This window comes from Patulibacter sp. NPDC049589 (assembly GCF_040675535.1).
Lineage (GTDB): Bacteria > Actinomycetota > Thermoleophilia > Solirubrobacterales > Solirubrobacteraceae > Patulibacter.
The window spans coordinates 1-22,929 of sequence record NZ_JBFAPC010000094.1 but is presented as its reverse complement, the minus strand read 5'-3'; the positions used below and the strand labels follow the sequence as shown (position 1 = coordinate 22,929).

Here is a 22,929-nt window from a genome sequence, read left to right as displayed (position 1 = left end):
AGGTCCGGGTCGAGCCGCAGCTGCGCCGCTACGAGCCGGCCGAGAAGGTCGGGCTGCGCGGCCAGTTCGGCGAGCCGGACCGCTGGGGCGACACGGTCCGGCCGTTCCAGTGGATGCAGTGCTCGGTCACCGTGCCCGGTTTCACCAGCCGCACCGACCTGGACCTGCCGATGCCGTGCACCTACGACCTCGACGTGGTCGGCTCCCGTTACCTGCACGCGCTCGACTCGGGAGCCGTGCCGCTCAGCTTCCTGTTCTCCGGGACCGTCTTCACCCGCGGCACCAGCGGCTTCGCTGTCGAGCAGATCCCGTGGAGCTGCGAGGCCCGGCACCGGATGCCGGTGACCGTGTGGCGGGACATGATCGACTCCTATTACCCGAACAGCGGCTGGCTGCGGGCCGGCTCCGACGTGCTGACCCGGCTCGCCGGATACCGCGACAAGCACGGCCTGACCAGCTGGGACGAGACCATCCAGACGCTGCTCGCCGCGGCGGACAGGCCGGCGCCGTGAGCCTGGACGCGGCCCGGGCGGTCGCCGACGCGGTCCTCTACGAGGGGTACCTGCTCTACCCGTACCGGGCGAACGCGGACGTCACCACGCTGCTGGCGGCGCTCCTGGGGATCGGCCGGCTGTGGGCGGCCGAGGAGGACGAGGGCGGGCTCGACGCCTTCCGCCTGACCCCGGCGCCCGCGTCGGCGCTGGTGGCCGCCAAGGCGCTGGCGCTGTGGACCTTCCTCGTCGCGCTGCACGTCGTCGCGGTGCCGTTCTTCGTCCTCCTGCTGCTCCAGGACGGGCTCGACACCGCCGCGATCCCGAGGCTCGCCGCCGCGCTCGTCCTCTGTGACCTGGGCATCGCGGTGGCCGGCGCGCTGGTCGGGGCGATCGCCGCGGCGGCCCGCTCGCGGGAGCTCCTGGTGCCCCTGATGGCCGTGCCGCTGCTGATCCCGCTGATCGCCCTGGCGTCCGAGGCGCTGGCCCCGATGCTCACGTCCCCGACGGGGGTCTCGGAGGGGCGGTGGTGGTTGGCGCTCGCCCTGTACGATGGGGTGTTCCTGCTGGTCTGCTGGGCGGTCTCCGACGGCATCGTCGAGGACTGAACGGCTTCCGACGATGCCCTACGCCCGGCGCCTCCTCCCCCTCACGATCGCCACGGCGGTGATCGTCGCCGCATGGGTGATCGTCTCCGTCGCGGTCGTGCCGACGGACGCCACGGAGGGTGTGCGGCAGAAGCTCACGTACCTGCACCCCGCCTTCGCGATCATCACGCTGATCGCGTTCGTGGTCGGCGCGTTCTTCGCCTGGCAGCACCTCAAGCACGACCGCCCGCTGGACGACCTGCGCTCCTACGTGGCGATCCACATGGGCCAGGTCTTCTGCTTGGCGGCGCTGCTCACCGGCGCGATCTGGGGCCGCACGGCCTGGGGCGTGTGGTGGGACTGGGGCGAGCCCGTCCTCGTCACGTTCGGGATCATCTACCTGCTCTACGCGACGTATCAACCGATGCGCTTCGCGATCGAGGACCCGGAACGCCAGGCCCGCACCGCGTCCGTCTTCGCGGTCTCCGCTGGTATCTTCGCCCCGGTCTGCTTCGGCGTCGTCCGCATGACGACGAACCTCCTGCACCCCCAGCCGCTGGACGACCCGGGCTCCAACCTCCCCGGCACCGCGGGCCTCGCGTTCCTGCTCTCCGTCCTCGCGCTCGGCGCGCTGTGCGTGACGCTGTGGCACCTCGAGGTCGTGCACAAGAGCACCCGCATCCGCGTCCGTCAGCTGCAGCGCCAGGTCGAGGGCGAGGACGCCGTCCCGGTCGTCGCCCGCGCGTCGTCGCCCGTCACCCTGTAGTCCGAAGTACCCTGGACCCTCACCGTGCTGCTCGCCGCTCTCAACGAGATCCCGCCCGACACCGGCAGCCCCGGCTACGTCACGGCGGCGGTGATCGTCTCCGCGGTGCTGGTGCTCGCGTACCTCCTGATCGTCGTCTTCCGGGTCCGCGACTCGGCCCGCCGGCTCGAGGCGCTGGAGGCCCGGCTGGACGCCGTCGGCGAGCGGGCCTCCGGGCCCCCCGCGGAGCCGGCCACCCACGACGAGGCCTCGCCCGTCGGCGATCCGGCCTCGGTCGCCGCGGCCGCCGAGCGCCTCGGGGTGGAGCGATGAACGAGCTGCTCGTCCTCGGGCTGTCCCACAAGACCGCCCCGGTCGCCGTCCGCGAGCGCCTGTCGGTCACGGACGCCCAGATCGACCGGATGCTCAGCGAGTTCGCCCGCTCCGAGCACGTGCACGAGGCCGCGGTCCTCTCGACGTGCAACCGCACCGAGGTCTACCTCGTCGTCGGCGACGTCCTGCAGGCCGAGAGCGAGCTGCTCAGCGTCGTCGCGCGCAGCTCCCGCATCCGCCCGACGGAGCTCGCGAGCCTCGTCTACACGCCCCGCAACTGCGACGCCGCCCGGCATCTCTACCGCGTCGCGTCGGGCCTGGACTCGATGATCCTCGGCGAGTACGAGGTCCAGGGCCAGGTCAAGCGCGCGTACGAGACCGCCCTGAGCGCCGGCACCACCGGCCCGATGCTCAACCGCCTCTTCAAGGCCGCGCTGCGCACCGGCAAGCGCGTCCGGTCGGAGACGACGCTGTCCGAGCGCCGCACGAGCGTCGCGTCCGTCGCGGTCGACCTCGCCGCCGCGCAGGTCGGGCGCCTGTCGGACAAGAACGTGATGATCATCGGCGCGGGCGAGACCGCCGAGCTGACCGCCCAGGCGTTCGCGACGCAGGGCGTGCAGACGCTGTTCGTCTCCAACCGCCACGCGGACCGTGCCCGCTCGCTGGCCGACCGCTTCGGCGGCCGCGTCGGCACGCTGACGGACCTGCCCGAGCAGCTCGTGGAGGCCGACGTCGTGATCTCCTCGACCGGCTCGCCGCACCCGGTGCTCGGCCCGACGGAGCTCGCCCTCGTGATGGAGCAGCGCCCCGAGCGGCCGCTCGTCCTCATCGACATCGCCGTCCCGCGCGACATCGACCCCGAGTGCGCCGGCCTGCCGGGCGTCGCGCTCTACGACATCGACGACCTGCAGGGCGTCGTCGCGCGTAACCTCGAGGGCCGCCGCGGCGAGGCCGCGATGGCCGAGGACGTCGTCGAGGAGGAGATCCACAAGTTCGCCCGCTGGATGGGCCAGATGGAGATCACCCCCACGATCGTCGACCTGCGCGCCCGCGCGGCCGAGATCGTCGAGGGGGTCCTCGCCGAGAACGTCGGCCGCTGGGAGTCCGCCAGCGAGGCCGACCTCCAGCGCATGGAGCGCGCCGCGCGCACCGTCGTCCAGCGCCTGCTGCACGAGCCGACGCTGCGCCTGAAGGACGCCCGCGACCGCGACGACGCCCACGGCCACGTCGAGGTCCTGCGCGACCTCTTCGGCCTCGACGGCACCGACGTCGACGTCGCCCAGGGCGGCGCCCCGCCGCCGGAGTGCCCGGCGCACGTGACGTACGCCGCGGGGTCCGACGGGGTCGAGGCCGTGTCGGCGGCGCACGGCGCGAGCGTCGTCGGCGTGACGGCCGTCGGTCCGAGCGCGGTCCCTGCCGGTGCCGTCCCGCCGCCCGGCTGCCCCGCGCACGTGGCCGCCGACGCGGGGCCCGGCACGACGGACGTCTCGGCCGCCGCCGTCCCCGACCCGGACGACGTCCGGGCGGGCGTCGGCCGGCGCACGTCCGCGTCGTGATCCGGCTCGGGAGCCGCCGCAGCCCCCTCGCCCTCGTCCAGGCCCGCACCGTCGCCGCGGCCCTGCGCGCGGCCGGCCACGAGGTGCAGATCGTCGAGGTCGTCACGACCGGCGACCGCGACCGCGCGGCGCCCGACAAGGCGAAGTGGGTGACGGAGCTCGAGCGCGGGCTCGTCGCCGGCGACGTCGACCTCGCCGTCCACTCCGCCAAGGACGTCCCCGGCGACCTGCCCGAGGGCCTGGAGCTCGTCGCCGCATCGGTCCGCGAGGACTTCCGCGACGTCCTGATCGGCGCGCCGTCGCTGGACGCGCTGCCCGACGGCGCCCGCGTCGGCACCGCGTCGCTGCGCCGCGCCGCCCAGCTGCTGGCCGCCCGCCCGGACCTGACGATCGTCGCGGCCCGCGGCAACGTCGACACGCGCCTGGCGCGCCTGGAGCCCGGCCACGCCGACCGGCTGGACGCGATCGTGCTCGCGGCCGCCGGGCTCGCGCGCCTGGGCCGCACGCCCGCCGACGTCGTGGCGCTCGAGGGCCCCGCCTTCGTCGCGGCGCCGGGCCAGGGGACGCTGACGATCGAGGGCCGCACCGGCGACGCCGCGAGCGCCGCGGCCGCCGCCGTGATCCACGACGACGGCAACTGGGCCTGCCTGCGCGCCGAGCGCGCCGTCGCCCGGGCCCTGGGCGCCGACTGCACCAGCGCCGTGGGCGCGCACTGCCGTTCGGTCGACGGCGGCTACGCGCTGACGGGCTTCGTCGGCGCGCCCGACGGGTCGGGCTGGGCGCTGGACGAGCGCGAGGGCGACGACCCGGAGGCGCTCGGCGCCCTGGTCGCCGAGCGCCTGCTGCGGGCCGGCGGCGCGGAGCTCCTGGCCGCTGCGCGCGCCGCGGTAGACCCGGCGGCGTCGATCGCCGAGCAGCACGCGGGCGAGACGGACGCGCCGGCGTGACCGCGGGCGGGTGCCGGGACGGGTCGGGCGGATCCAGCCGGACGGGCGAGCGCCGGGCCGCCGGGGCGGGACGCCGCGGAGCGCCCGTACCCGGTCGTGCGCGCCACGCGGTCGGTCTCCAGGCGAGTTGGATCCATCGAGGGAGCACGACGGCATGAGCGCGAGCGACGAGCACGAGACGCGACTCGGCGGGGTCGCCGCGGGCGGCAACGCGGTCGGGGACACCCGCCCGGCGACCGGCGTGGGCGGGACGGGCGCCGTGGCTCGCGGCGGCGTCGCCCGTACCGGGGTGGCCGACGGCGGCGGCCGTGCCGCAGGGGCGGACGCTGCCCGCGATCCCCGTGGTCCCGGCGACCCCGCGGGTGCGACCGGGGCGCCGGACGCGGGCACGGCGGGTCTCTCCGGCAGCACCCCTGGCGGCGGCGACGTCCCCGAGCCTGGCGTCGCCTACCTCGTCGGCGCGGGCCCCGGCGACCCGGGCCTGATGACGGCGCGGGCGCTCGAGGTCCTGGCGACCGTCGACGTCGTCCTGCACGACCAGCTGATCCCCGCCACGGCGCTGGACGGCGTCCGGCCCGACGCTCTGCTGATCGACGTCGGGAAGCGCGGCGGCGGCAAGCAGGTGCCGCAGGCGGACACGGAGGCGCTGCTGCTCGAGCACGTCCTGGCCGGTCGCTCGGTCGCCCGACTGAAGGGCGGCGACCCGTTCGTCTTCGGCCGCGGCGGCGAAGAGGCCCAGCGCCTGCGCGCGAAGGGTGTCCCGTACGAGGTCGTCCCCGGCGTGACGGCCGGCATCGCGGGCCCCGCCTACGCGGGCATCCCCGTCACGCACCGCGAGCACGCCGCGGGCGTCGCGTTCGTCACCGGCCACGAGGACCCGAAGAAGCCCGAGTCGACGATCGACTGGGAGGGCCTCGCGCGCTTCCCCGGCACCCTCGTGTTCTACATGGGCGTGCGCCGCCTGCCGGCGATCGCCGCGTCCCTGATCGGCGCAGGCCGTCCCGCCGACCAGCCCGCCGCGGTCGTCCAGTCGGGCACCGTCGGCGCCCAGCGCGTCGTCACCGGGACGCTGACCGACATCGCCGACGTCGCCGCGGCAGCCGGGATCAAGGCCCCGGCCGTCACGATCGTCGGCGGCGTCGCGGGCCTGCGCGACGAGCTGCGCTGGTTCGAGGACCGCCCGCTGTTCGGCCGCTCGGTCGCGGTGACCCGCGCCCGCGCCCAGGCCTCGGGCCTCGCCCGCCGCCTGCGTGCCCTGGGCGCCGAGGTCGTCGAGACCCCCACGATCCGCACCCGGTCGCTGGACGCCGAGCTGCCGCCGCTGGTCGACGTCGACGTGCTCGCGCTCACCTCGCCCAACGGCGTGCGCGAGTTCCTGGCCGCGCTGGAGCGCTCCGGCCAGGACGCCCGCTCGCTGTACGGCACCACGATCGCGGCCGTGGGCCCCGGGACGGCGCGGGCGCTGCAGGGGTTCGGCCTGCGCGCCGACCTCGTGCCGGCGACGTTCACCGGCGAGGCGCTGGCGGCGATGATCACGGGAGGCGGGGCGGCCGGGGCCGGGTCCGAGGGCGCGTCCGTGCCGTCGGCGACCGCCGGGCCGAGCGACGGGATCGCGGCGGCCGGCGCGGACGGGTCGTCGGCCCCGGCGAGCGCCGGCCCGATCGCGACCGGCGCCCAGGTCGGTCCGACGGGGGCGCCCACCCCGGGCACCCCGCCGCGCCGGCTTCGCCGCGCGCTCCTGGTCCGCGCCGCCACGGCCGGCGACGCGCTCCCCGACGGCCTGCGCGCCGCCGGGATCGAGGTCACCGACCTCCCGGTCTACGAGACCGTCGCGGAGCCCCTGGCCGACGACGCCCTCGACGCGCTTCGCACGGTCGACTACGTGACGTTCACGTCGGCCTCGACGGCCGGGTTCCTCGCCGACGCGGGCGGCGTGACGGACGCCGACGCCACGTCCCCGCACGGCCGGCTCCCGGTCGGCCCGGACACCCGCGCCGTCTCGATCGGCCCGGTCACGACGGCGGCGCTGGCCGAGCTCGGCGCGACGCCGGCGGTCGAGGCGCAGGAGGCCACGATCGACGGCCTGATCGCGGCGCTGGTGGCGGACGCGGCGGCGCGCTGAGCGGAGGCTTCGGCGGCCACGGGGGTCGACCACACGGCGCGTTCCGCCCGGGCCGGGCCCGACGATCGGGGCGGCCGGTCCGACCGCGCGGCGCATTCCGCTCCAGGCGGCCCGACGATCGGGGCGGCCGGCCGACCACGCGGCCCCTCAGGCGGTCCGGGCCGCCGGTGGCCCGGCGTCCGCCGGGGCCGGGTCCGCGCCGCCGGCGGCCTTCGGTCCCGGCGGCGCCGCGACCCGCGACAGCAGGGCCCCGGCCGCCAGCACCGCGGCGGTCATGACGAACACGGAGCGCATCCCGAAGGCCCCGGCGACGACGCCACCGAGGACCGGCCCCAGGAACTGGCCCGCCCACTGCGCCGACACGGAGAGGCCGAGCACGCGGCCGACGACCGCGTCCGGGACCGCGTGGCGGACGGCCGCGGTGACCGCCGGCATGAGCCCGCCCAGGCAGACGCCGGCGCCGAAGCGCAGCACGACCAGCTGCCAGACCTCCTGGGTGGCGGCCTGGAGGCCGAAGAGCAGCGCGGCACCCGCCAGGCCGCCGGTGATCACCCGGGCGTGGCCGATCCGGTCGGCCAGCCGGCCGAGCCGTGGCGCGGAGGCGATGCTGCCCAGCGCGCCGACGGCCATCACGACGCCCGACAGGGTGGCGACGTGCCGCGTCCCCGTGTCGAGCTGCCCGACGAAGACCGTGACGATCGGCTCCAGCGACATCGTGGCGAAGGTCAGCAGGCTGGCGACGCCGAGCAGGATCCCGACGCGGGCGGGCGCGTCGCCCCAGGCGGCGGGGCCGCGGCGCGGACGCGGGGACGACGGCGTCGCGTCGCGCCGGCGGTTGCTCCTCCCGGCCCCGGCGGCGCCGGCGGTGGCCCTCGTGGCGTCGGCCGGGGCGGTGACGGCGACGGCTGTGGCGTCTTCGGCGTCGGCCCCGGCGGTGCCGGTCGCGGGCGCCGCCGCGCCTCGCGCCCGCCGCGCCGGCCGCTCCTCGCGCAGCCCGAAGACCGTGGCCAGGAAGGCCACGAAGATCACACCGCCGGCGACCAGGAAGGACGTCCGGACCCCGACGAGCTCCGGCGCCACGCCGCCGACGAGCGGGCCGACGACGGAGCCGGCCATCACCCCGATCGACAGGACGCCCAGGGCCCAGGCGCTGCGCTCCTTCGGGGTCTGGGCCGCCACGAGGATCACCGAGCCCGACGAGTAGCCGCCCAGCAGGCCGGTCAGCAGGCGCAGCAGCACCAGCTGCTCGACGTTCTGCGCCAGCCCGGTCAACGCCATGGCGATCGACATCCCCAGGCTGGCGCGGACCAGCATCGACTTGCGGCCGTAGCGGTCACCCAGCCGGCCCCACAGCGGCGCGGTCAGCGCGGCGGTCAGGAACGTCGCGGCGAAGGCGACCCCCGACCAGCGGACGATCGACGCGTGGCCCTCGGCGCCCAGGTGCTCGACGTACAGCGGCAGGTACGGCAGCAGCATCGTCATCGCGACGATCGTGGTGAACGACCCCGCGAGGCAGACGAAGAGGTTTCGTCGCCAGTGCGTCGAGCCGATCGTGCCGTCCATAGTTCGGACCGTATCACGCACAAGTGTCCGGTAAAACGTTCAGACCGAGTGGAGATCGTGTCTCGGGGACCGCAACACGGGTCGAGAGTGCGCTCGTCCCTCCTGGGCGAGGAGGAACGCACTCTCGGCGGCCCCCGTCTCCGCCCCGCCCCACGTTCGCCGGCCCCGCGGCGCGGCCGGGCCGGCCGACGAGCCACGCATCGGCCGGCGGCACCGACCGACCGGCGCCCCTGACGCCCCGGCCGGCACCTCCGACCGCGCCGCCGGTCCGCCCCCGTGCCACCATCGGCCCATGACCGGTCCGATCCCGAACGCCGCGCTGCTCGACCCGCCCCCGATGACGCCCGAGCGGTTCGCGTCGATCGAGCGGGACGTCGCCCGGGTCCTCGGCACCGAGCGCGACGTCGTGGTCCTGCAGGCCGAGGCGATCCTCGCGCTCGAGGCCGCGGCGCGCGGGCTCGGCGTCCCGGGGGTGACATGCCTGAACGTCATCACCGGCCCCTACGGCGCGCACTTCGGCGAGTGGCTCGCGGCGGGCGGGGCGGAGGTCGTCGACCTCGAGATCCCCTTGGAGCGCGCGGTCCGCGCCGACGAGATCGCGGCGATCCTGGAGGCCCGGTCCGAGATCTCCGTCCTGTCGCTCGTCCACGCGGAGGTCGCCACCGGGACGGTCAACCCCCTCGCCGAGATCGCCGCCGTCGCCCGCGAGCACGACGTCCTCACCGTCGTCGACGCCGTCGCGTCGGTCGGCGGCCACCCGCTGCCGATCGACGAGCTCGACCTCGACGTCGTGATGGTCGGGCCCCAGAAGGCACTCGGCGGCCCGGCGGGCGTGTCCGCGCTGGCCATCAGCGATCGGGCGTGGACGGCGCTCGCGGCTCCGGGCGGCTCCGGCGCCGCGTCCGAATCGGACTCCGCACCCGGGCCGGACGGCCCGTCCGGCGCCACCCTCCGGGGCACCGCGGCGGGCACGGTCACCGGGCCCGCCGCGGGGTTCCCCGGATCGGCGGGAACCCCGGCCCCGTGGCGCGGCTCGATCCTCTCCCTCCTGGACTGGAAGGAGCGCTGGATCGACGCCGGGCGCACCACGATCCCCGGCACCCCGGTCGTCCTCGAGCTGCTCGCCCTCGAGGCCGCCTGCGCGCGCGTCCTCGCCGAGGGCGTGGACGCGTGGATCGCCCGTCACGCCCGGATCTCGGCGGCCTGCCGGGCGGGCGTGCGGGGCCTCGGCGTCGAGCCGTGGGTCGCGGCCGACGACCAGGCCAGCGCGCTGACCACGGCCGTCCGCCTGCCCGACGGCGTCGACTGGGCGACCCTCGTGGACCGCGCCCGTGCGGCCTACGGCGTGACGCTCACGCCGGGCGGTGGCCGCCTGCGCGACGTGATGGTCCGCATCGACCACATGGGGCCCGCCGCCGAGCCGCGGACGGTGCTGGCGGGCGTCGCCGGCCTCGGCGGTGCGCTGGCCGACCTCGGCGTAGAAGCGGACGTCGGCGCGGGCGTGGCCGCGGCGGTCGCGGCCTTCGGCGGGTAGGTCCGGACCAGGATCCGGCGGGCGGAGGCGAGGTCCCGGGGGCCGGACGGGCCGCTGGTCACGAGAAGGCCGAGGTCGGGCCTGCCCGCCGGTCACGACAGGCCCGGCCGGACCCCCGGCCTCCAACCACGACGGGGGCGGCCCTCCGTCCGACGGCGGACCGTCCACGTCCCCGGAGGTGTCGCGATCAGATGCGTACCGGTGACCCGGACGACCGTTTCCGCCCCCATGCGCGGGGTAGGCGAAGCCCGTACGCCACCACCCCACGGAGGACCGCATGTCGAACGAGCTGCAGGGCAAGACGATCGCGATCATCGCCGCCGACGGCGTCGAGCAGGTCGAGCTCGAACAGCCGCGCGACGCCGTCGAGGCCGCCGGCGCCACCACCGAGCTGCTGTCGATCGACACCGGCGAGATCCAGGCGACCAACGGCGACATCTTCCCGGGGGACACCTTCGCGGTCGCCAAGAAGGTCGCCGACGCGCACGTCGACGACTACGCCGGCCTGATCCTGCCGGGCGGCGTCGCCAACCCCGACAACCTGCGCACGGACGCCGACGTCATCGCGTTCCTGCAGGCGTGGTTCGCCTCCGGCAAGCCGGTCGGCGTCATCTGCCACGGCCCGTGGACGCTGGTCGAGGCCGATCTCGTCGCGGGCCGCACGCTGACGTCGTTCCCGAGCATCCGGACCGACATCGAGAACGCCGGGGGCACCTGGGTCGACCAGGAGGTCGTCACCGACCAGGGCCTCGTCTCGAGCCGCAACCCGGACGATCTGCCGGCCTTCACGGCCAAGATCGTGGAGGAGTTCGCCGAGGGCGAGCACCGCGTCGCGAAGGCCGGCGCGACCGCCTGAGCGGGGCATTCGCGCGCCGACTGCAGCAGCCCTTGCACCGCGGAGCAGGCTCACGCGGTGCGCGCCCGGCGCGCGACTAGGATCGCCCCATCGAGCGCACGACGGTCACCTTCCTCTCCGACTACGGGCTCCACGACGAGTTCGTGGGTGTCTGCCATTCCGTCATCGCCCGCATCGCGCCGGAGGCCCGCGTCATCGACCTGACGCACGGCATCCCGTCGTTCGACGTGCGGCTCGGGGCGATCACCCTCCAGCGGACGCTGCCGTACGCCCCGGCCGGGGTCCACCTCGCGGTGGTGGACCCGGAGGTCGGCGGTCGCCGGCGGCCGATCGCGATCCGGGTCCAGGAGGACGACCGGGTGCTCGTCGGCCCCGACAACGGCCTCTTGTGGCTCGCCGCCCAGCGCTTCGGAGGCATCGTCCAGGCCGCGGACCTCACGAGCTCCCCGTACCGGCTGGAGCCCGTCTCGGCGACCTTCCACGGGCGCGACATCTTCGCCCCGATCGCCGCCCGCCTCGCCGCCGGCCTGGGGCTCGACGACGTCGGCTCGCCGCTGGACCCGGACGCGGTCGAGCCGCTGCCGATGCCGATGGCGGAGCTGGACGGGGACGAGCTCGTCGCCCACGTCCTGGCGTTCGACCGCTTCGGCAACGTCATGCTCGACCTCGAGCACGAGGAGCTGACCGCCGGCGTCGGCCTGCGCATCGGCGAGGCGGTCGAGATCAACGGCGTCCCCGGCATCTACGCCACGACGTTCGCGGACGTCGCCCCGGGCGCCGTCCTCCTCTACCAGGACGCCAACCGCGCGATCGCCGTCGCCGTCAACCGCGCGTCGGCCCGCGAGGCGCTGGAGCTCGTGACGGACGCCCGCGTGCGGATCCGCCGGGCGTGAGGTCGAGCGCCGGAGTGGGACGGCGCACGGCCGTCCCGTCGGCCCGGACCTCGCCGGTCGCCGCGTCGCCGGGCGACCCGACGCCCACGACGCCGTCGGGCGATCCGACGGCGGGACCCCCGCGGCACCACGACCCACAGGACCCCAGATGAGCACGAACGACGTCGCACCCCTCGGCGAGCCGCGGCACCACTTCGACGAGACCGGATCCACGAACGACGAGGCCCGGCGCCTGGGCGCCGACGGCGCGCCGCACGGGACGACGGTGACCGCCACGGTCCAGACCGCCGGCCGCGGCCGCCAGGGTCGGCCGTGGGTCGCGCCCGCCGGCCAGGCGCTCACCGTCTCGGTCGTCCTGCGCGACCTGCCCAACCCCGCGGTCCTGCCGCTCGCCGTGGCGGTCGCCGTCGCGGGGACCGTCGGCGACGACGCCCGGGTCAAGTGGCCCAACGACGTCGTCTTCGCCGGCTCCGGCGGCCCGCTGCGCAAGGTCGCGGGCATCCTCTGCGAGGGCCGGCCGGCCGAGGGCTGGGCCGTTGCGGGCATCGGCCTGAACGTCGCCCTGGACCTCGGCGCGGTGCCGGAGGAGATCGCCGCCCGCGCCGCGACGATGGGCCGTGACCCGTCCGAGCTCGACGCGGTCCTCGCCGAGCTCCTCGAGCGTCTCGCCGCCGCCCTGGCCCTCCCGGTCCCGGAGCTGCTGGCCGCCTGGTCCGCCCGCGACGTCCTGGCCGGCGAGACGATCCGCTGGGAGCGCCCCGGCGGCGGCGCGGGCGGCGAGGGCGTCGCCGACGGCGTCGACGAGACGGGCCGCCTGCGGGTGCGCACCTCCGCGGGCGTCGAGACGCTGGACGCCGGCGAGGTCCACCTCGTGCGGGCGTAGGGGCGCTCGGGCGCCGGCCCTCCGACCCCGCGGGCCGATGGCTGCGAGGTGCCCGCGCCGGTCCGCTGCCGGCCCCGGCGGCCTCCTCCGTCGCGGGCCGGCGACTCTCCGAGCCCGCAGCCGGTCAGCCGCGCCGTCGCCGCAGCCGCCGCACCGTCGGCCGCCCGGAGACCTCGTCGCCGAGCACCTCCACCGTCCACGTCGCCGCCGCCGCGCGCCAGAGCGCCGCGGCCGGCGGCCGCCCCGGGTCGGCGATCCACGCCTCGCCGCCGGGGGCGACCACCCGGTCGAGGGTCCGCAGCAGGGCCGGCGCGTTGCGCGCCTCGTAGAGGACGTCGGCGGCGATCACCAGGGGCCACGGGTCCGGCGGGCCCTCCGGCCAGGCCTCGGCGGGCGCGAACCAGTCGAGGCGCCGCAGGTCGAGGTCGACGTCGTTGCGGCCGGCGTTCTCGGCCAGCAGGACCAGCGCGTCGGCGGCCCAGTCCGTCGCCGTGACGTCCGCGCCGAGCCGGGCGGCCACGAGGCTCGGCAGCCCCAGGCCGCAGCCGAGCTCGAGCACGCGCCGGCTCCGCAGGTCGACCGCCGCGAGGTGCTCGGCGAGCACGGGGGTGCTCGGCCACAGCTCCGCCCAGTAGGGGAGGAACTCGTTGCGCCCGAAGGCCTCCTCGTCGATCAGCGACTCCAGGTCGCGGGGCCGCACGACGTCGAGGTCGACGCCGCCGAGCGTCAGGCGCTCCGGGGTCGGGTCGGGTTCGGGGTGCGACGGGTCGGGCACCCGGCCGACCGTATCGGGGGCGGTGACCGGCCCGCGGTGCGGGCCGCGTCGGCCGTCGTCGACGGGGGATCGACCCGCAGGGGCGGAGGCGAGCCATCCGGCGTCGTGGTGCGACAGACCGCCGCCGCCGCCTCAGCCCGCCGACGTTCCCGCCACGTCGCCCAGCACCGCCGACGCCACGCCGGTCGCCCACGGCGCGGCGCCACGGACCAGCCACGCCACGCGGGCCTGGCGTTCGACGACGCGGGCGGCGAGGAGGGCGTCCTGCGGCGTGGCACCGACCGTCAGGACGCCGTGGTGGCCGAGGAGGACGGCGGTGTCCGGGCCCAGGGTGCCGGCGGCCGCGCGGGCGAGCTCGTCGCTGCCGGCGGCGGCGGGCGGGGAGGTCCGGACGGGGGCGATGCCGTGGTAGGCGAGGTCCTCGAGCTCGGGGACGAGGGGCTCGTCGAGGAAGCTCCACGCGGTCGCGGCCACGCTGTGGGTGTGCAGGACGCAGCCGACGTCCGGGCGGGCGCGGTAGACGGCGAGGTGCAGCGGCAGCTCGCGGGACGCCGTGCCGGCGCCGACGGTGCCGCCGGTGGCGACGTCGACCATCACGAGGTCCCGGGCCGTCATCCGGGCGTAGCCGGTGCGGGTGGGGGTGATGTGGGCGGTCGGGCCGGTGCGGACCGACACGTTGCCGACCGTGCCCACGACGAGGCCCTCGGCCTCGAGGGCCCGGGCGACGTCGACGGCGTCCCGCAGGAGCCGCCGGTCGCCGCCGACGGCCCACCGCCGGCGGCGCGGGCGGGCGTCTCCGGTGTGCTCCGCCCCGCCCGCGGCGGGGGTGCGGGCCGCGCCCTCCATCGGTCAGGCGGCGGCCGTGACCGCGAGCGGCCGGCCCGTCGTGTCGACGGGCCCGGCGGCGCCGCGGCCGACGGTCGGGGCCGGCGGCAGCGCGCAGCCGATCGGGTACTCGCGGAGGATCTCGTAGGTCGTGGTGCGCTCGGCGGCGGGGCGACCGGCGGCGTGCGCGGCCGCGATCAGCTGGTGCGGATCGAGGATCGTGCCGTGGGCGGCGCCGGCGAGGCGGGAGATGTTCTCTTCCATCAGGGTGCCGCCGAGGTCGTTGACGCCCCACCTGAGGGCCTCCGTCGCACCGGCGAGCCCCATCTTGACCCACGAGGCCTGCACGTTGGGAATCGTTCGCCCGAGCGCCAGGCGGAAGACGGCGGTGTGCTTGAGGTTGTCCTCGATCGTGATCTCCTCGACGCCGTGCGTGCGGCCCAGGCGCGTCTGGAACGGGATGAAGGACAGCGGCACGAACTCGGTGATGCCGCCGGTCTCCTCCTGTACCCGGCGGATCAGGCGCATGTGCTGGGCGAGCTCCCACGGCTCCTCGATGTGCCCGAACATCACCGTCGAGGTGGACTTCAGGCCGGAGCGGTGCGACGCCTGGATGACGTCGATCCAGCGCTGCACCGGCAGCTTGTTCGGCGAGATCCGCTGGCGCATCCCGTCGACCAGCACCTCGGCCGCGGTGCCGGGCGTGGAGCCGAGGCCGGCCTCGCGCAGACGGGGGAAGAGCTCGTCCAAGGACAGGCCGGAGATGTCGGCCATGTGGGCGATCTCCATCGGCGAGTACGCGTGGAGGTGCAGGTCGCGGCCGTGCTTGAGGCCGAACTGCTTCGCCAGGCGGAGCCAGCGCTCGTAGTCGTCGAGGGTCCAGTCGGGGTGGATGCCGGACTGGATGCAGAGCTCGGTGGCGCCGTAGTCCACGGCGTCCTTGACGCGGGACTCGAACTCCTCCTCGGACACGTTGTAGGCGTCGGGGGAGCGCTTGGACTGCCCGAAGCCGCAGAACGCGCACCCGACGACACAGACGTTCGACAGGTTGAGGTTGCGGTTGACGACGAACGAGACGGTGTCGCCGGCCAGCGACCGGCGCAGCTCGTCCGCGGCGACGCGGATCTCCTCGATCGCGACCGGGTCGCGCTCGACGAACAGCGCCGTCAGCTCCTGCTCCGAGAGCTGGATCCCGTCGCGGGCCTTCTCCAGCGCCGGGGAGACCAGGTCGGAGTCGATGGCGAACGGCGCCTCGGACCGCCCGGACGTGCCGCGCGGGATGAAGGTCCAGTACTTCACGGTGATCGCGTCCAGCACCGCCGGATCGATCCACTCCTCGCTGATGTACTGGCCGTAGACGCAGAGCCGCTCGCTCAGCGCGACGCCCTGGGGCTTCAGCTGCGCGCGGACCTGGGTCGGCGACGGGAACGGGTGCTCCGGCGAGATGTGGTCGCCGTTGGCGCTCAGTCCGCCGAGGTCGGTCGCGCCGGCGGCGACGAGCTCGGGCCACCAGTCGGCGAGGTTCGGCGGGATCTGGATGCCGATGTCGGGCATCAGCCGGCGGGTCTCGCGGACCAGCTCGACCATGTCCTGGATCGAGATCGGGTTCGCCCACTTGGGGAGGCCGAGGTGCGGCGAGTGCTCCCAGCCCAGCGAGCTGTCGCCGACGCCCGTGCGCCAGTAGTCCCGCGCGGCCTCGTCGGCGATCGCGCCGACGTCGCGCCCGTAGTAGCGCTCGTGCGGCACGAAGTTCTGCAGGATGATCTCCTGCAGGTGGCCGTGCTCGGCCTGGACCTCGGCCAGTGCGGCCAAGGAGTCGAAGCGCTCCTGCTTCGTCTCGCCGATGCCGACGAGGATGCCCGTCGTGAACGGGATCTTCAGCTCGCCGGCCGCGCGCAGCGTCGCCAGACGGCGCTGCGGGTGCTTGGACGGCGACCCCGCATGGACGGTCTCCATCAGGCGCTCGGAGATCGATTCGAGCATCACGCCCTGCGACGCCGTGACGGTCCGCAGCCGCTCGAGCTGCTCCTTCGTGACCGCGCCGAGGTTCGTGTGCGGCAGCAGCCCGCGCTCCAGGGCGCGCTCGCCGGCCCAGACGACGTAGTCGACGAAGTCGACGAACCCCCACTCCTTCAGCGTGGCTGCGACCTCGGGGTGCGAGTCGGGCTCCTCCCCGGTGAGGATCAGGAGCTCCTTCGCGCGCCGCTTGACGGCCTCGTCGAGGATCTCGAGGACCTCGTCCTTGGTGTGCAGATGGAACTTGCGCGTCGCGAACGCGCAGTACTTGCACACCGACGAGCACGTCCGCGACAACGACAGCGTGTGATTCCGGCTGAACGTGACGCGACGAGGAGCGGCGACGGCCATCGAGCGATTGTGTCGCACGGCAGGTGCGGGGGCGTGCAGACGGGGCTTGGCGCGCTGTCGTCCCCGACGACCGGGTGGGTCGCGGGCGCGCGGGCGGACGACGATGGGGTCGTCGTCCGCCCGCGGCGGGCCGGTCCGTCCGGGCTCAGGCGCCGGCCGTCGCCGCTTCCGGAACGCCGACGGGCAGGCCCTTGAGCATCCGGCAGACGTCGATGTTGCGGTCCAGGCAGTTCTCGGTCTCCTCGATCCCGAAGACGAACGGCGCGAAGTCGAGGAAGCCGATCCACGACGCCCCGGCGTCGACGTACTGCTGCCAGTGGTCGGCGACCTGCCGGTGGGTGCCGTGGACGAAGCTCTTCTCCTTCATCGCCCGGCCGACCTTGGCCATGACCGCGTCGTTGTCGGCCTTCGTCACCTCGTTGGGCAGCAGGTCGAGCGTGTAGTTGTACTCCCGGGGCCGGCAGAGCTCGACGCCGGGCTCGCGCTCCCACTCCTCGTGCGCCATGCGCCCGTAGATCGACGCGAACGACGCCACGAACTCGCTGTGGTCGATGGCCTCCTCGATCGCGCCCTCGTCCTCGTGGATCAATGCGATCGCCTCGATGCCGCAGATGAACTCGTCGGGATCGCGGCCGTAGGACTCGACCTTCTCCTTCAGCTCGACGACCTTCGCGGCCCAGTCCTCCACGTGGGCGAACGCGGCGGGGGCGGGGATGACCCACCCGTCCGCGTACCGCGCGGCGATGTCGAGCGCTCGCGGGCCCGCCCCGGCCAGCAGCATCTTCGGCCGGTGCGTGCGCGCTCCGCCGATGTAGGCGTTCGTGACCTTCCAGTAGTTGCCGTCGAAGTCGAACGGCTCGTCGTGGTCCCAGTACTCGCGGTAGAGCCGGAAGTGGTCCTCGAGCCGGCCGACGCCCTGCTTGCGGCTGTAGCCGAACGGCTGCGTGTTCTGCTTCTCGCCGGTCCCCACCGTGACGACCGTGTTGCCGCCCGACGCGTCGGCGAGGGTCATCGCCATCCGCATGATCTCGGCCGGGCCGTTGCGGATGGCGTTGGTGGCACAGACGCTGAGGCCCAGGTTCTCGGTGGCGCCCGCCGCCATGCCGAGCTGGACGAACGGGTCATAGAAGCTGTCGCCGTCGGGCAGCACCTTCGCGGCGGGGCTGAAGCTGTCGCCCCAGGCGACGCGTGGCAGGATCCCGGTCAGGAAGTCCCAGGTGAAGACCTGGTCGACGCCCCCGGCCTCGAGCCGCTGGGCGTAGGGGACCATGCCCTTGGCAGGCACGCCACGGACCCCGGGGTACCAGACGGCGGTCGTCGGAACGGTCATGTCGATGCTCTCCTCGTCTCCCGGCGCGGCGGGCTCGTGATGCGGTGGGACCAGTCGACCCGAAGGCGCCCGGCGCCGCGAGAGCAATCGACTACTCTGCCGAGCGCACGCCGTCCGCGGGAGGCCCGCGGGGTGGCATGATCGGCCTGCGGGGCCCGCCGACGCCGCCGGCGCGGCCCCTCTCGCGCCGACCCGATGACGATGCCGCCCGCCCCCTGGCCCCTCGTCGGCCGCGATGCCGAGCTCGCGGTCCTGCGCTCGGCGCTGGCGGGACCCCGGCCGCGGAGCGTCGTGCTCGTCGGACCGGCGGGAGTCGGCAAGACGCGGCTCGCGCGGGCCGCGGCCGCGGAGGCGGCGCGACCGGGCCCGGCTCCGCGGTGGGTGACGGCGACCCACTCCTCGGCCCGGACGCCCCTGGGGGTGTTCTCGCCGCTGCTCGGCGCGGCGGACGCGGGCGCCGGCGAGACGGCCGACACGTACGAGGACCTGCTGCGCCGCTCGGCCCGGGTCCTCGCGTCGGAATCGGCCGGGCGCGCGGCGCTGTTCGTCGACGACGCCCACCTCCTCGACGACGCGTCCGCGGGGCTCCTGCAGCAGCTCGTGGCGACGGGGGCGGTGGCGGTCGTCCTCACGGTCCGGAGCGGTGAGCCGGCCCCGGAGGCCGTCACGGCGCTGTGGAAGGACGAGCTCGCGGTCCGGCTGGAGCTGCGACTGCTCGATCCGGACGCGGTCGACGCGCTCCTCGGCGCGGCACTCGGCGGGCAGGTCGACCGCGCGGCCGTGGCCGAGCTCGCCGCGCACTCCGGCGGCAACGTCCTCTTCCTGCGCGAGCTGACGCTGGGTGCGCTCGCCGACGGGACGCTCGTCGACGAGCTCGGCGTCTGGCGCCTGCGCGGGCCGCTCGCGCCGTCCGACCGGATCGTCGAGCTCGTCGGGCGCCGGCTCTCCGGCCTCGACGAGGGGGCCCTCGCCGTCCTGGAGCTCGTGGCCTACGCCGAGCCGCTCGGCGCCGACGACCTCGCCCCCGTCGCGGACGCGGCGCTCCTGGACCGCCTGCACCGCGCCGGGCTGCTCGTGACGGAACGCGACGGCCGGCGTCTGCGGGTCCGCCTCGCGCACCCGCTCTACGCCGACGTCCTGCGCCGGCGGACGTCCGCCGTCCGGGTGGCGACGATGGCCCGGGCGCTCGCGGAGCGGGCGGAGCGCGCCGGCGTGCGGCGACGCGGGGACGATCTGCGCCTCGGCCTGTGGCGCCTCGACGGCGGGGGCGGCGACCCCGGCGACCTCCTGCGCGCCGCCCGAACGGCCCGCTGGCACTACGACTTCGGGCTCGCGGAGCGCCTCGCGTCGGCGGCGGCCGACGCCGGTGCCGGGTTCGAGGCCCGGCTGCTGCGGGCGCAGACGGCGGCGCTGCAGGGCCGGCCTGACGAGGCCGGCCGGCAGATGGCCGCCCTGGTCGGCGCGGCCACGGGCGATGCAGAGCGGGCCCGCCTCGCGATCGCCCACATCGACGTCAGCTGGCTGTGCCTCGGCCGCGTCGACGAGGGGCTGGAGGTCGCGGCGCAGGCCGAGGTCGCGATCGCCGACCCCGACCTCCGCGACGAGATCGCCGGCCGTCGCGCCGGGCTCGTCCTCGGGAGCGAGGGGCCGGGAGCCGCGGCGGCGATCGCGGTCCCGCTGCTGCGAGCGGCCGAGGGGCGGTCGCGCGTCTGGCTCGGCCTCGTGGCCTCCTACGGGCTGGGGCGGCTCGGACGCACGACGGAGGCCCTCGGCGCGGCGGACCGCGGCTACGCGGCGGGGCAGCGGCTGATCGAGCCAGACGACTGGTACCCGTGGTTCAACCTCTACGCGCGCTGCGAGGCGCTGGCCCACGCCGGCCGGTTCGCGGACGCCGAGGCGCTCGCACGGGCCCAGCACCGCCGGGGCCTGCAGGACGGCAGCAGCGAGGCGCGGGCGTGGTTCCTCTGGCACCTCTGCCGGACGGCGCGGGACCGCGGCGACGTCGGCGCGGCGGAACGCGACGCCCGGGAGGCGATCACGCTCCTCCGGCGGCTCGGCCGGCCGGGCTTCGAGCACAGCCTCCTCTCGCTGCTCGCGATGGCGCAGGGGGTGGCGGGCGACCACGCGGGGGCCGAGGAGTCCCTGGGCGTGCTCGACCGACTCGGCATCGAGGCGCCGCTGTGGAGCTGGACCGACCACCTGATGGCGCGGGCGTGGGCCGCGATCGCGGGCGGGCGCATCTCCGCCGCGCATCGCATCCTCGTGCGGGCGGCCGACGACGGCGAGCGGATCGGCGACCTCACCGGTGCCGCGGCGGCGCTCCACGACGTCGCGCGCACCGGCGGGGCGGCGGCGGTGCGGGACCGGCTCGTGGACCTCGCGGGGCGGATCGACGGGGACCTCGCGGTTGCCCGGCGCGACCACGTCGTCGCGCTGTGCACCGGCGACGCGCCGTCGCTGGAGTCCGCGGCGGCCGCGTTCCACGAGATGGGGGCGGCGCTCCTGGCCGCCGAGGCGGCGACCGACGCCGCCGGGGCCTGGCGGGCGGCGGGGAGCGCCGGGCGGGCCGACGCCGCCATGCGCCGGGCGGCGGCGCTCGCCGAGGCTTGCCCGGAGGCCCGGACCCCGGCCCTGGCGTCGATCGAGGTCCGCGAGCGGCTGACCCCCGCGGAGCGCGAGACCGCGCTGCTCGCCGCCGCCGGCCGCAGCAACCGCGAGATCGCCGCGGAGCTGCAGCTGTCGGTTCGGACGATCGCCAACCGCCTGCAGCGGACCTACAACAAGCTCGGGATCTCCAGCCGGGTCGAACTGGGCCGGCTGGTGCGCTGACCCTCCGGCGGGCGGCGGGAGGCGCCGGGCGAACGGTGGCCGGGAGGGGGTGCCGGGACCTCGGGCGCGGTCAGCCCGCGACGTGGACGAGCATCTTGCCCGTGTTCTTCCCCGCCAGCAGGTCGCGCAGGGCGTCCGGCGCGTGCTCGAGGCCCTCGACGACCGTCTCGTCGTAGCGGAGGACGCCGTCGCGGATCCACGCGCCGACGCGGTCGATGAACTCGTCGCGCAGGTCGCCGTGGTCGAGGACCAGGAGGCCCTGGATCGTGCCGCGGATCTGGATCAGGCGGACGAGGTTGCGCGGGCCGGCGGGCGGCTCCGTGGCGTTGTACTGGGAGATCATCCCGCAGATCGCGATGCGGCCGCGCATGCGCAGGGCGCCGATCGCGACCTCGAGGTGCTCGCCGCCGACGTTGTCGAAGTAGACGTCGATGCCGTCCGGCGCGTGCTCCTTGAGCTGCTTGCGGACGCGCCCGGCCTTGTAGTCGATGCAGGCGTCGAAGCCGAGGTCCTCGACGACGTGGCGGGCCTTCTCGGGCCCGCCGGCGCTGCCGATGACGCGGGAGGCGCCGAGCTGCCGGGCCATCTGCCCGACGGCCGAGCCCACGGCGCCGGCGGCGGCCGAGACGAAGACGACGTCGCCCTCCTGGACCTTCGCGACGCGGACGAGGCCCGCGTAGGCGGTGAGCCCCGGCATGCCGAGGACGCCGAGGAACGCCTGCTCCGGCGCGACCGACGCGTCGACCGGGGCGGCGCGCTTGCCGGGCAGCAGCGCCAGGTCGCGCCAGCCGAGGCCGTGGAGGACGAGGTCGCCGACCGCGTGGCGGTCCGACCGCGACGCGATCACCTCGCCGACCGCGCCACCGTGGAGCGGCTGCCCGATCTGGAACGGCTCAGCGTACGACGGGCGATCGTCCATCCGGCCGCGCATCGCCGGGTCGACGCTCATCCAGTGGTTCCGGACGAGGATCTCGCCGTCGGCGGGCTCCGGGACCTCCGTCTCCACCAGCGCGAAGTCCTCCGGGGCGGGCACCCCGACGGGGCGCTGGGCCAGGTGGATCTCGCGGCTCTGGTGGGTCACTCGGACTCGTCGTCCTGCTTCGCGGTGCGGCGGCGGGGAGCCGCCTTGGTGGTGCCCGCGGCCGTCTTCGCAGCGGCGGGCTTGCGGGCGGCGGCGGTCGCCTTCTTCGCGGCGGTGGTGGCCTTGGCGGCCGTGGTCTTCGCGGCGGCCTTCGTCGTCGCGGCAGCCTTGGTCGCCGTCGTCTTCGACGCCGCGGCCGTCGTCTTCGACGCCGCGGCCGTCGTCGCCGTCGTCGCCGTCGTCTTGGCGGCCGGCTTCTTCGCGGCGGGCTTGGCCGCGGCCTTCGCCGTCGTGGCGGTCTTCTTCGCCGCGGGCGTCTTGGTGGCGGCGGCGGGCTTGGCCGTCGTCTTCCGCGCCGCCGGCTTCGGGACGGCGGTCGTGTCGGCGGTCGCGGCCTTCGTCCGGCGGACGGGGGCCTTCTTGGCGGGAGCGTCGTCCGACGCGTCGTCCGTGGCCGCGGCGGCGGCCTTCGTGCGGCGGGCCGGGGTCTTCTTCGCGGGGGCGGCGTCGGGCGCGGCCTCCGCGGCGGCGGCGGCCTTCGTCCGGCGCGCGGGCGCCTTCTTCACGGGAGCCGCGTCCTCGGAGGCGGTCGCGGTCTTGGTCGTCCGGCGCGCCGGGGTCTTCGGGGCCGGCGCGTCGTCGGCCGCCGCGGCGGCGGTCCGGCGGGTGGGCGTCTTCGTCGCGGGGGTCTGGTCGTCGGTGGCGGCGGCCTTCGTCGCGCGACGGGCGGGCGTCTTCTTCGCCGGCGTGGCGTCGCCGTCGGGCTCGGCGGCCGCGGTCTTCGTGTCCCGGCGGGCGGGGGCCTTGGCGGCGGGGGGCGCGTCGTCGGAGTCCGCGGAGGCCTTCGTGGTGCGGCGCGCGGGGGCGCGCTTCGCGGGCGCGGCCTGGTCGTCCGCAGGGGCGGAGGCCTTCGCGTCGGCGTCGGCGGTCGCGTCGCCCGCGGCGGCGTTGGTCGTGCGCCGGGCCGGGGCCTTCTTCGCGGGGGACGCGTCGGCGTCCGCCGCGGGGCTCGTGGCCTTCGTCGCCCGGCGGGCCGGGGCCTTCGGGGCGACGGGCACCTCGGGAGCGTCGTCGGCGGGCGACGTCGTGCGGCGGGAGGTGGGCTGCGACGGTTCCTCGTCGGCGGACGACTCGGGTCGGGCGCCGGAGTCGACTTGCGGCCGTAGCGGTCACCCAGCCGGCCCCACAGCGGCGCGGTCAGCGCGGCGGTCA

19 protein-coding genes are annotated in these 22,929 nt (G+C 76.0%); 12 read left to right on the top strand and 7 right to left on the bottom strand.

The features are described from left to right. The 7 genes from AB0L40_RS17240 to cobA all read left to right on the top strand — a co-directional run. Nucleotides 1–512 (top strand): DUF6084 family protein (locus AB0L40_RS17240; RefSeq protein WP_364357070.1); only part of this gene is annotated, 512 nt, incomplete at its 5' end. Beyond that, nucleotides 509–1,099 carry a heme exporter protein CcmB gene (locus AB0L40_RS17235; protein ID WP_364357067.1) on the top strand — a complete coding sequence of 197 codons (591 nt, stop codon included), beginning with the start codon at nucleotides 509–511 and terminating at the stop codon, nucleotides 1,097–1,099. The genes AB0L40_RS17240 and AB0L40_RS17235, both read left to right, overlap by 4 nt. Nucleotides 1,100–1,112: 13 nt before the next feature. Continuing rightward, nucleotides 1,113–1,844, top strand: coding sequence for a cytochrome c biogenesis protein CcsA (ccsA, locus tag AB0L40_RS17230; RefSeq protein WP_364357064.1), 732 nt, complete (start codon nucleotides 1,113–1,115; stop codon nucleotides 1,842–1,844). A gap of 24 nt (nucleotides 1,845–1,868) precedes the next feature. Continuing rightward, nucleotides 1,869–2,156, top strand: a complete 288-nt coding sequence (locus AB0L40_RS17225) for a hypothetical protein (RefSeq protein ID WP_364357061.1) — start codon at nucleotides 1,869–1,871, stop codon at nucleotides 2,154–2,156. After that, entirely contained in the window at nucleotides 2,153–3,712 is a 1,560-nt protein-coding gene (hemA, locus tag AB0L40_RS17220) for a glutamyl-tRNA reductase (RefSeq protein ID WP_364357058.1), read from the top strand. Before AB0L40_RS17225 ends, hemA begins: the two co-directional genes overlap by 4 nt. After that, entirely contained in the window at nucleotides 3,709–4,659 is a 951-nt protein-coding gene (hemC, locus tag AB0L40_RS17215; protein ID WP_364357055.1) for a hydroxymethylbilane synthase, read from the top strand. Before hemA ends, hemC begins: the two co-directional genes overlap by 4 nt. Before the next feature lie 154 nt (nucleotides 4,660–4,813). Next, nucleotides 4,814–6,781, top strand: coding sequence for a uroporphyrinogen-III C-methyltransferase (cobA, locus tag AB0L40_RS17210; protein ID WP_364357052.1), 1,968 nt, complete (start codon nucleotides 4,814–4,816; stop codon nucleotides 6,779–6,781). Nucleotides 6,782–6,928: 147 nt separating this feature from the next. Here cobA and AB0L40_RS17205 read toward each other — a convergent pair whose 3' ends face one another. Continuing rightward, a complete protein-coding gene (locus AB0L40_RS17205) occupies nucleotides 6,929–8,344 on the bottom strand; it encodes an MFS transporter (protein ID WP_364357049.1) in 1,416 nt (471 codons plus the stop codon). A gap of 292 nt (nucleotides 8,345–8,636) precedes the next feature. Between AB0L40_RS17205 and AB0L40_RS17200 the strand changes: the two genes are divergently transcribed. The 4 genes from AB0L40_RS17200 to AB0L40_RS17185 all read left to right on the top strand — a co-directional run bounded on the left by AB0L40_RS17200 (nucleotide 8,637) and on the right by AB0L40_RS17185 (nucleotide 12,510). After that, the gene (locus tag AB0L40_RS17200; protein WP_364357046.1) at nucleotides 8,637–9,878 is read left to right on the top strand and encodes an aminotransferase class V-fold PLP-dependent enzyme; all 1,242 of its coding nucleotides are present in this window, start codon (nucleotides 8,637–8,639) and stop codon (nucleotides 9,876–9,878) included. 277 nt (nucleotides 9,879–10,155) lie between these two features. After that, nucleotides 10,156–10,734, top strand: a complete 579-nt coding sequence (locus AB0L40_RS17195) for a type 1 glutamine amidotransferase domain-containing protein (RefSeq protein ID WP_364357043.1) — start codon at nucleotides 10,156–10,158, stop codon at nucleotides 10,732–10,734. A gap of 89 nt (nucleotides 10,735–10,823) precedes the next feature. Beyond that, nucleotides 10,824–11,627, top strand: coding sequence for an SAM-dependent chlorinase/fluorinase (locus AB0L40_RS17190; protein ID WP_364357073.1), 804 nt, complete (start codon nucleotides 10,824–10,826; stop codon nucleotides 11,625–11,627). A gap of 148 nt (nucleotides 11,628–11,775) precedes the next feature. After that, nucleotides 11,776–12,510 (top strand): biotin--[acetyl-CoA-carboxylase] ligase, encoded by a 735-nt coding sequence (locus AB0L40_RS17185; protein ID WP_364357040.1) that lies wholly within the window; start codon nucleotides 11,776–11,778, stop codon nucleotides 12,508–12,510. Nucleotides 12,511–12,634: 124 nt separating this feature from the next. Here AB0L40_RS17185 and AB0L40_RS17180 read toward each other — a convergent pair whose 3' ends face one another. The 4 genes from AB0L40_RS17180 to AB0L40_RS17165 form a co-directional block, all read right to left on the bottom strand. After that, nucleotides 12,635–13,285, bottom strand: coding sequence for a methyltransferase domain-containing protein (locus AB0L40_RS17180; protein WP_364357037.1), 651 nt, complete (start codon nucleotides 13,283–13,285; stop codon nucleotides 12,635–12,637). A gap of 132 nt (nucleotides 13,286–13,417) precedes the next feature. Next, nucleotides 13,418–14,131, bottom strand: a complete 714-nt coding sequence (locus AB0L40_RS17175; protein WP_364357034.1) for a class II aldolase/adducin family protein — start codon at nucleotides 14,129–14,131, stop codon at nucleotides 13,418–13,420. A 3-nt stretch (nucleotides 14,132–14,134) separates the two neighbouring features. Continuing rightward, nucleotides 14,135–16,477: a 5-amino-6-(D-ribitylamino)uracil--L-tyrosine 4-hydroxyphenyl transferase CofH gene (gene cofH / locus AB0L40_RS17170; RefSeq protein WP_364357031.1), complete on the bottom strand. Its 2,343-nt coding sequence runs from the start codon at nucleotides 16,475–16,477 to the stop codon at nucleotides 14,135–14,137. A gap of 145 nt (nucleotides 16,478–16,622) precedes the next feature. Beyond that, nucleotides 16,623–17,807 carry an LLM class flavin-dependent oxidoreductase gene (locus AB0L40_RS17165; protein ID WP_364357028.1) on the bottom strand — a complete coding sequence of 395 codons (1,185 nt, stop codon included), beginning with the start codon at nucleotides 17,805–17,807 and terminating at the stop codon, nucleotides 16,623–16,625. 201 nt (nucleotides 17,808–18,008) lie between these two features. Here AB0L40_RS17165 and AB0L40_RS17160 point away from each other — a divergent pair, with 201 nt between their 5' ends. Beyond that, nucleotides 18,009–20,636 carry an AAA family ATPase gene (locus AB0L40_RS17160; RefSeq protein WP_364357025.1) on the top strand — a complete coding sequence of 876 codons (2,628 nt, stop codon included), beginning with the start codon at nucleotides 18,009–18,011 and terminating at the stop codon, nucleotides 20,634–20,636. Between the two features lie 70 nt (nucleotides 20,637–20,706). On the opposite strand, the gene AB0L40_RS17155 is transcribed toward AB0L40_RS17160, so the two are convergent. Both AB0L40_RS17155 and AB0L40_RS17150 read right to left on the bottom strand, forming a co-directional pair. Beyond that, nucleotides 20,707–21,717, bottom strand: coding sequence for an NADP-dependent oxidoreductase (locus AB0L40_RS17155; protein WP_364357022.1), 1,011 nt, complete (start codon nucleotides 21,715–21,717; stop codon nucleotides 20,707–20,709). Next, complete coding sequence (locus tag AB0L40_RS17150; protein ID WP_364357019.1) at nucleotides 21,714–22,775, bottom strand: hypothetical protein; 1,062 nt, start codon at nucleotides 22,773–22,775, stop codon at nucleotides 21,714–21,716. The genes AB0L40_RS17155 and AB0L40_RS17150 overlap by 4 nt, the downstream gene beginning before the upstream one ends. Between the last annotated feature and the right edge of the window lie 154 nt (nucleotides 22,776–22,929).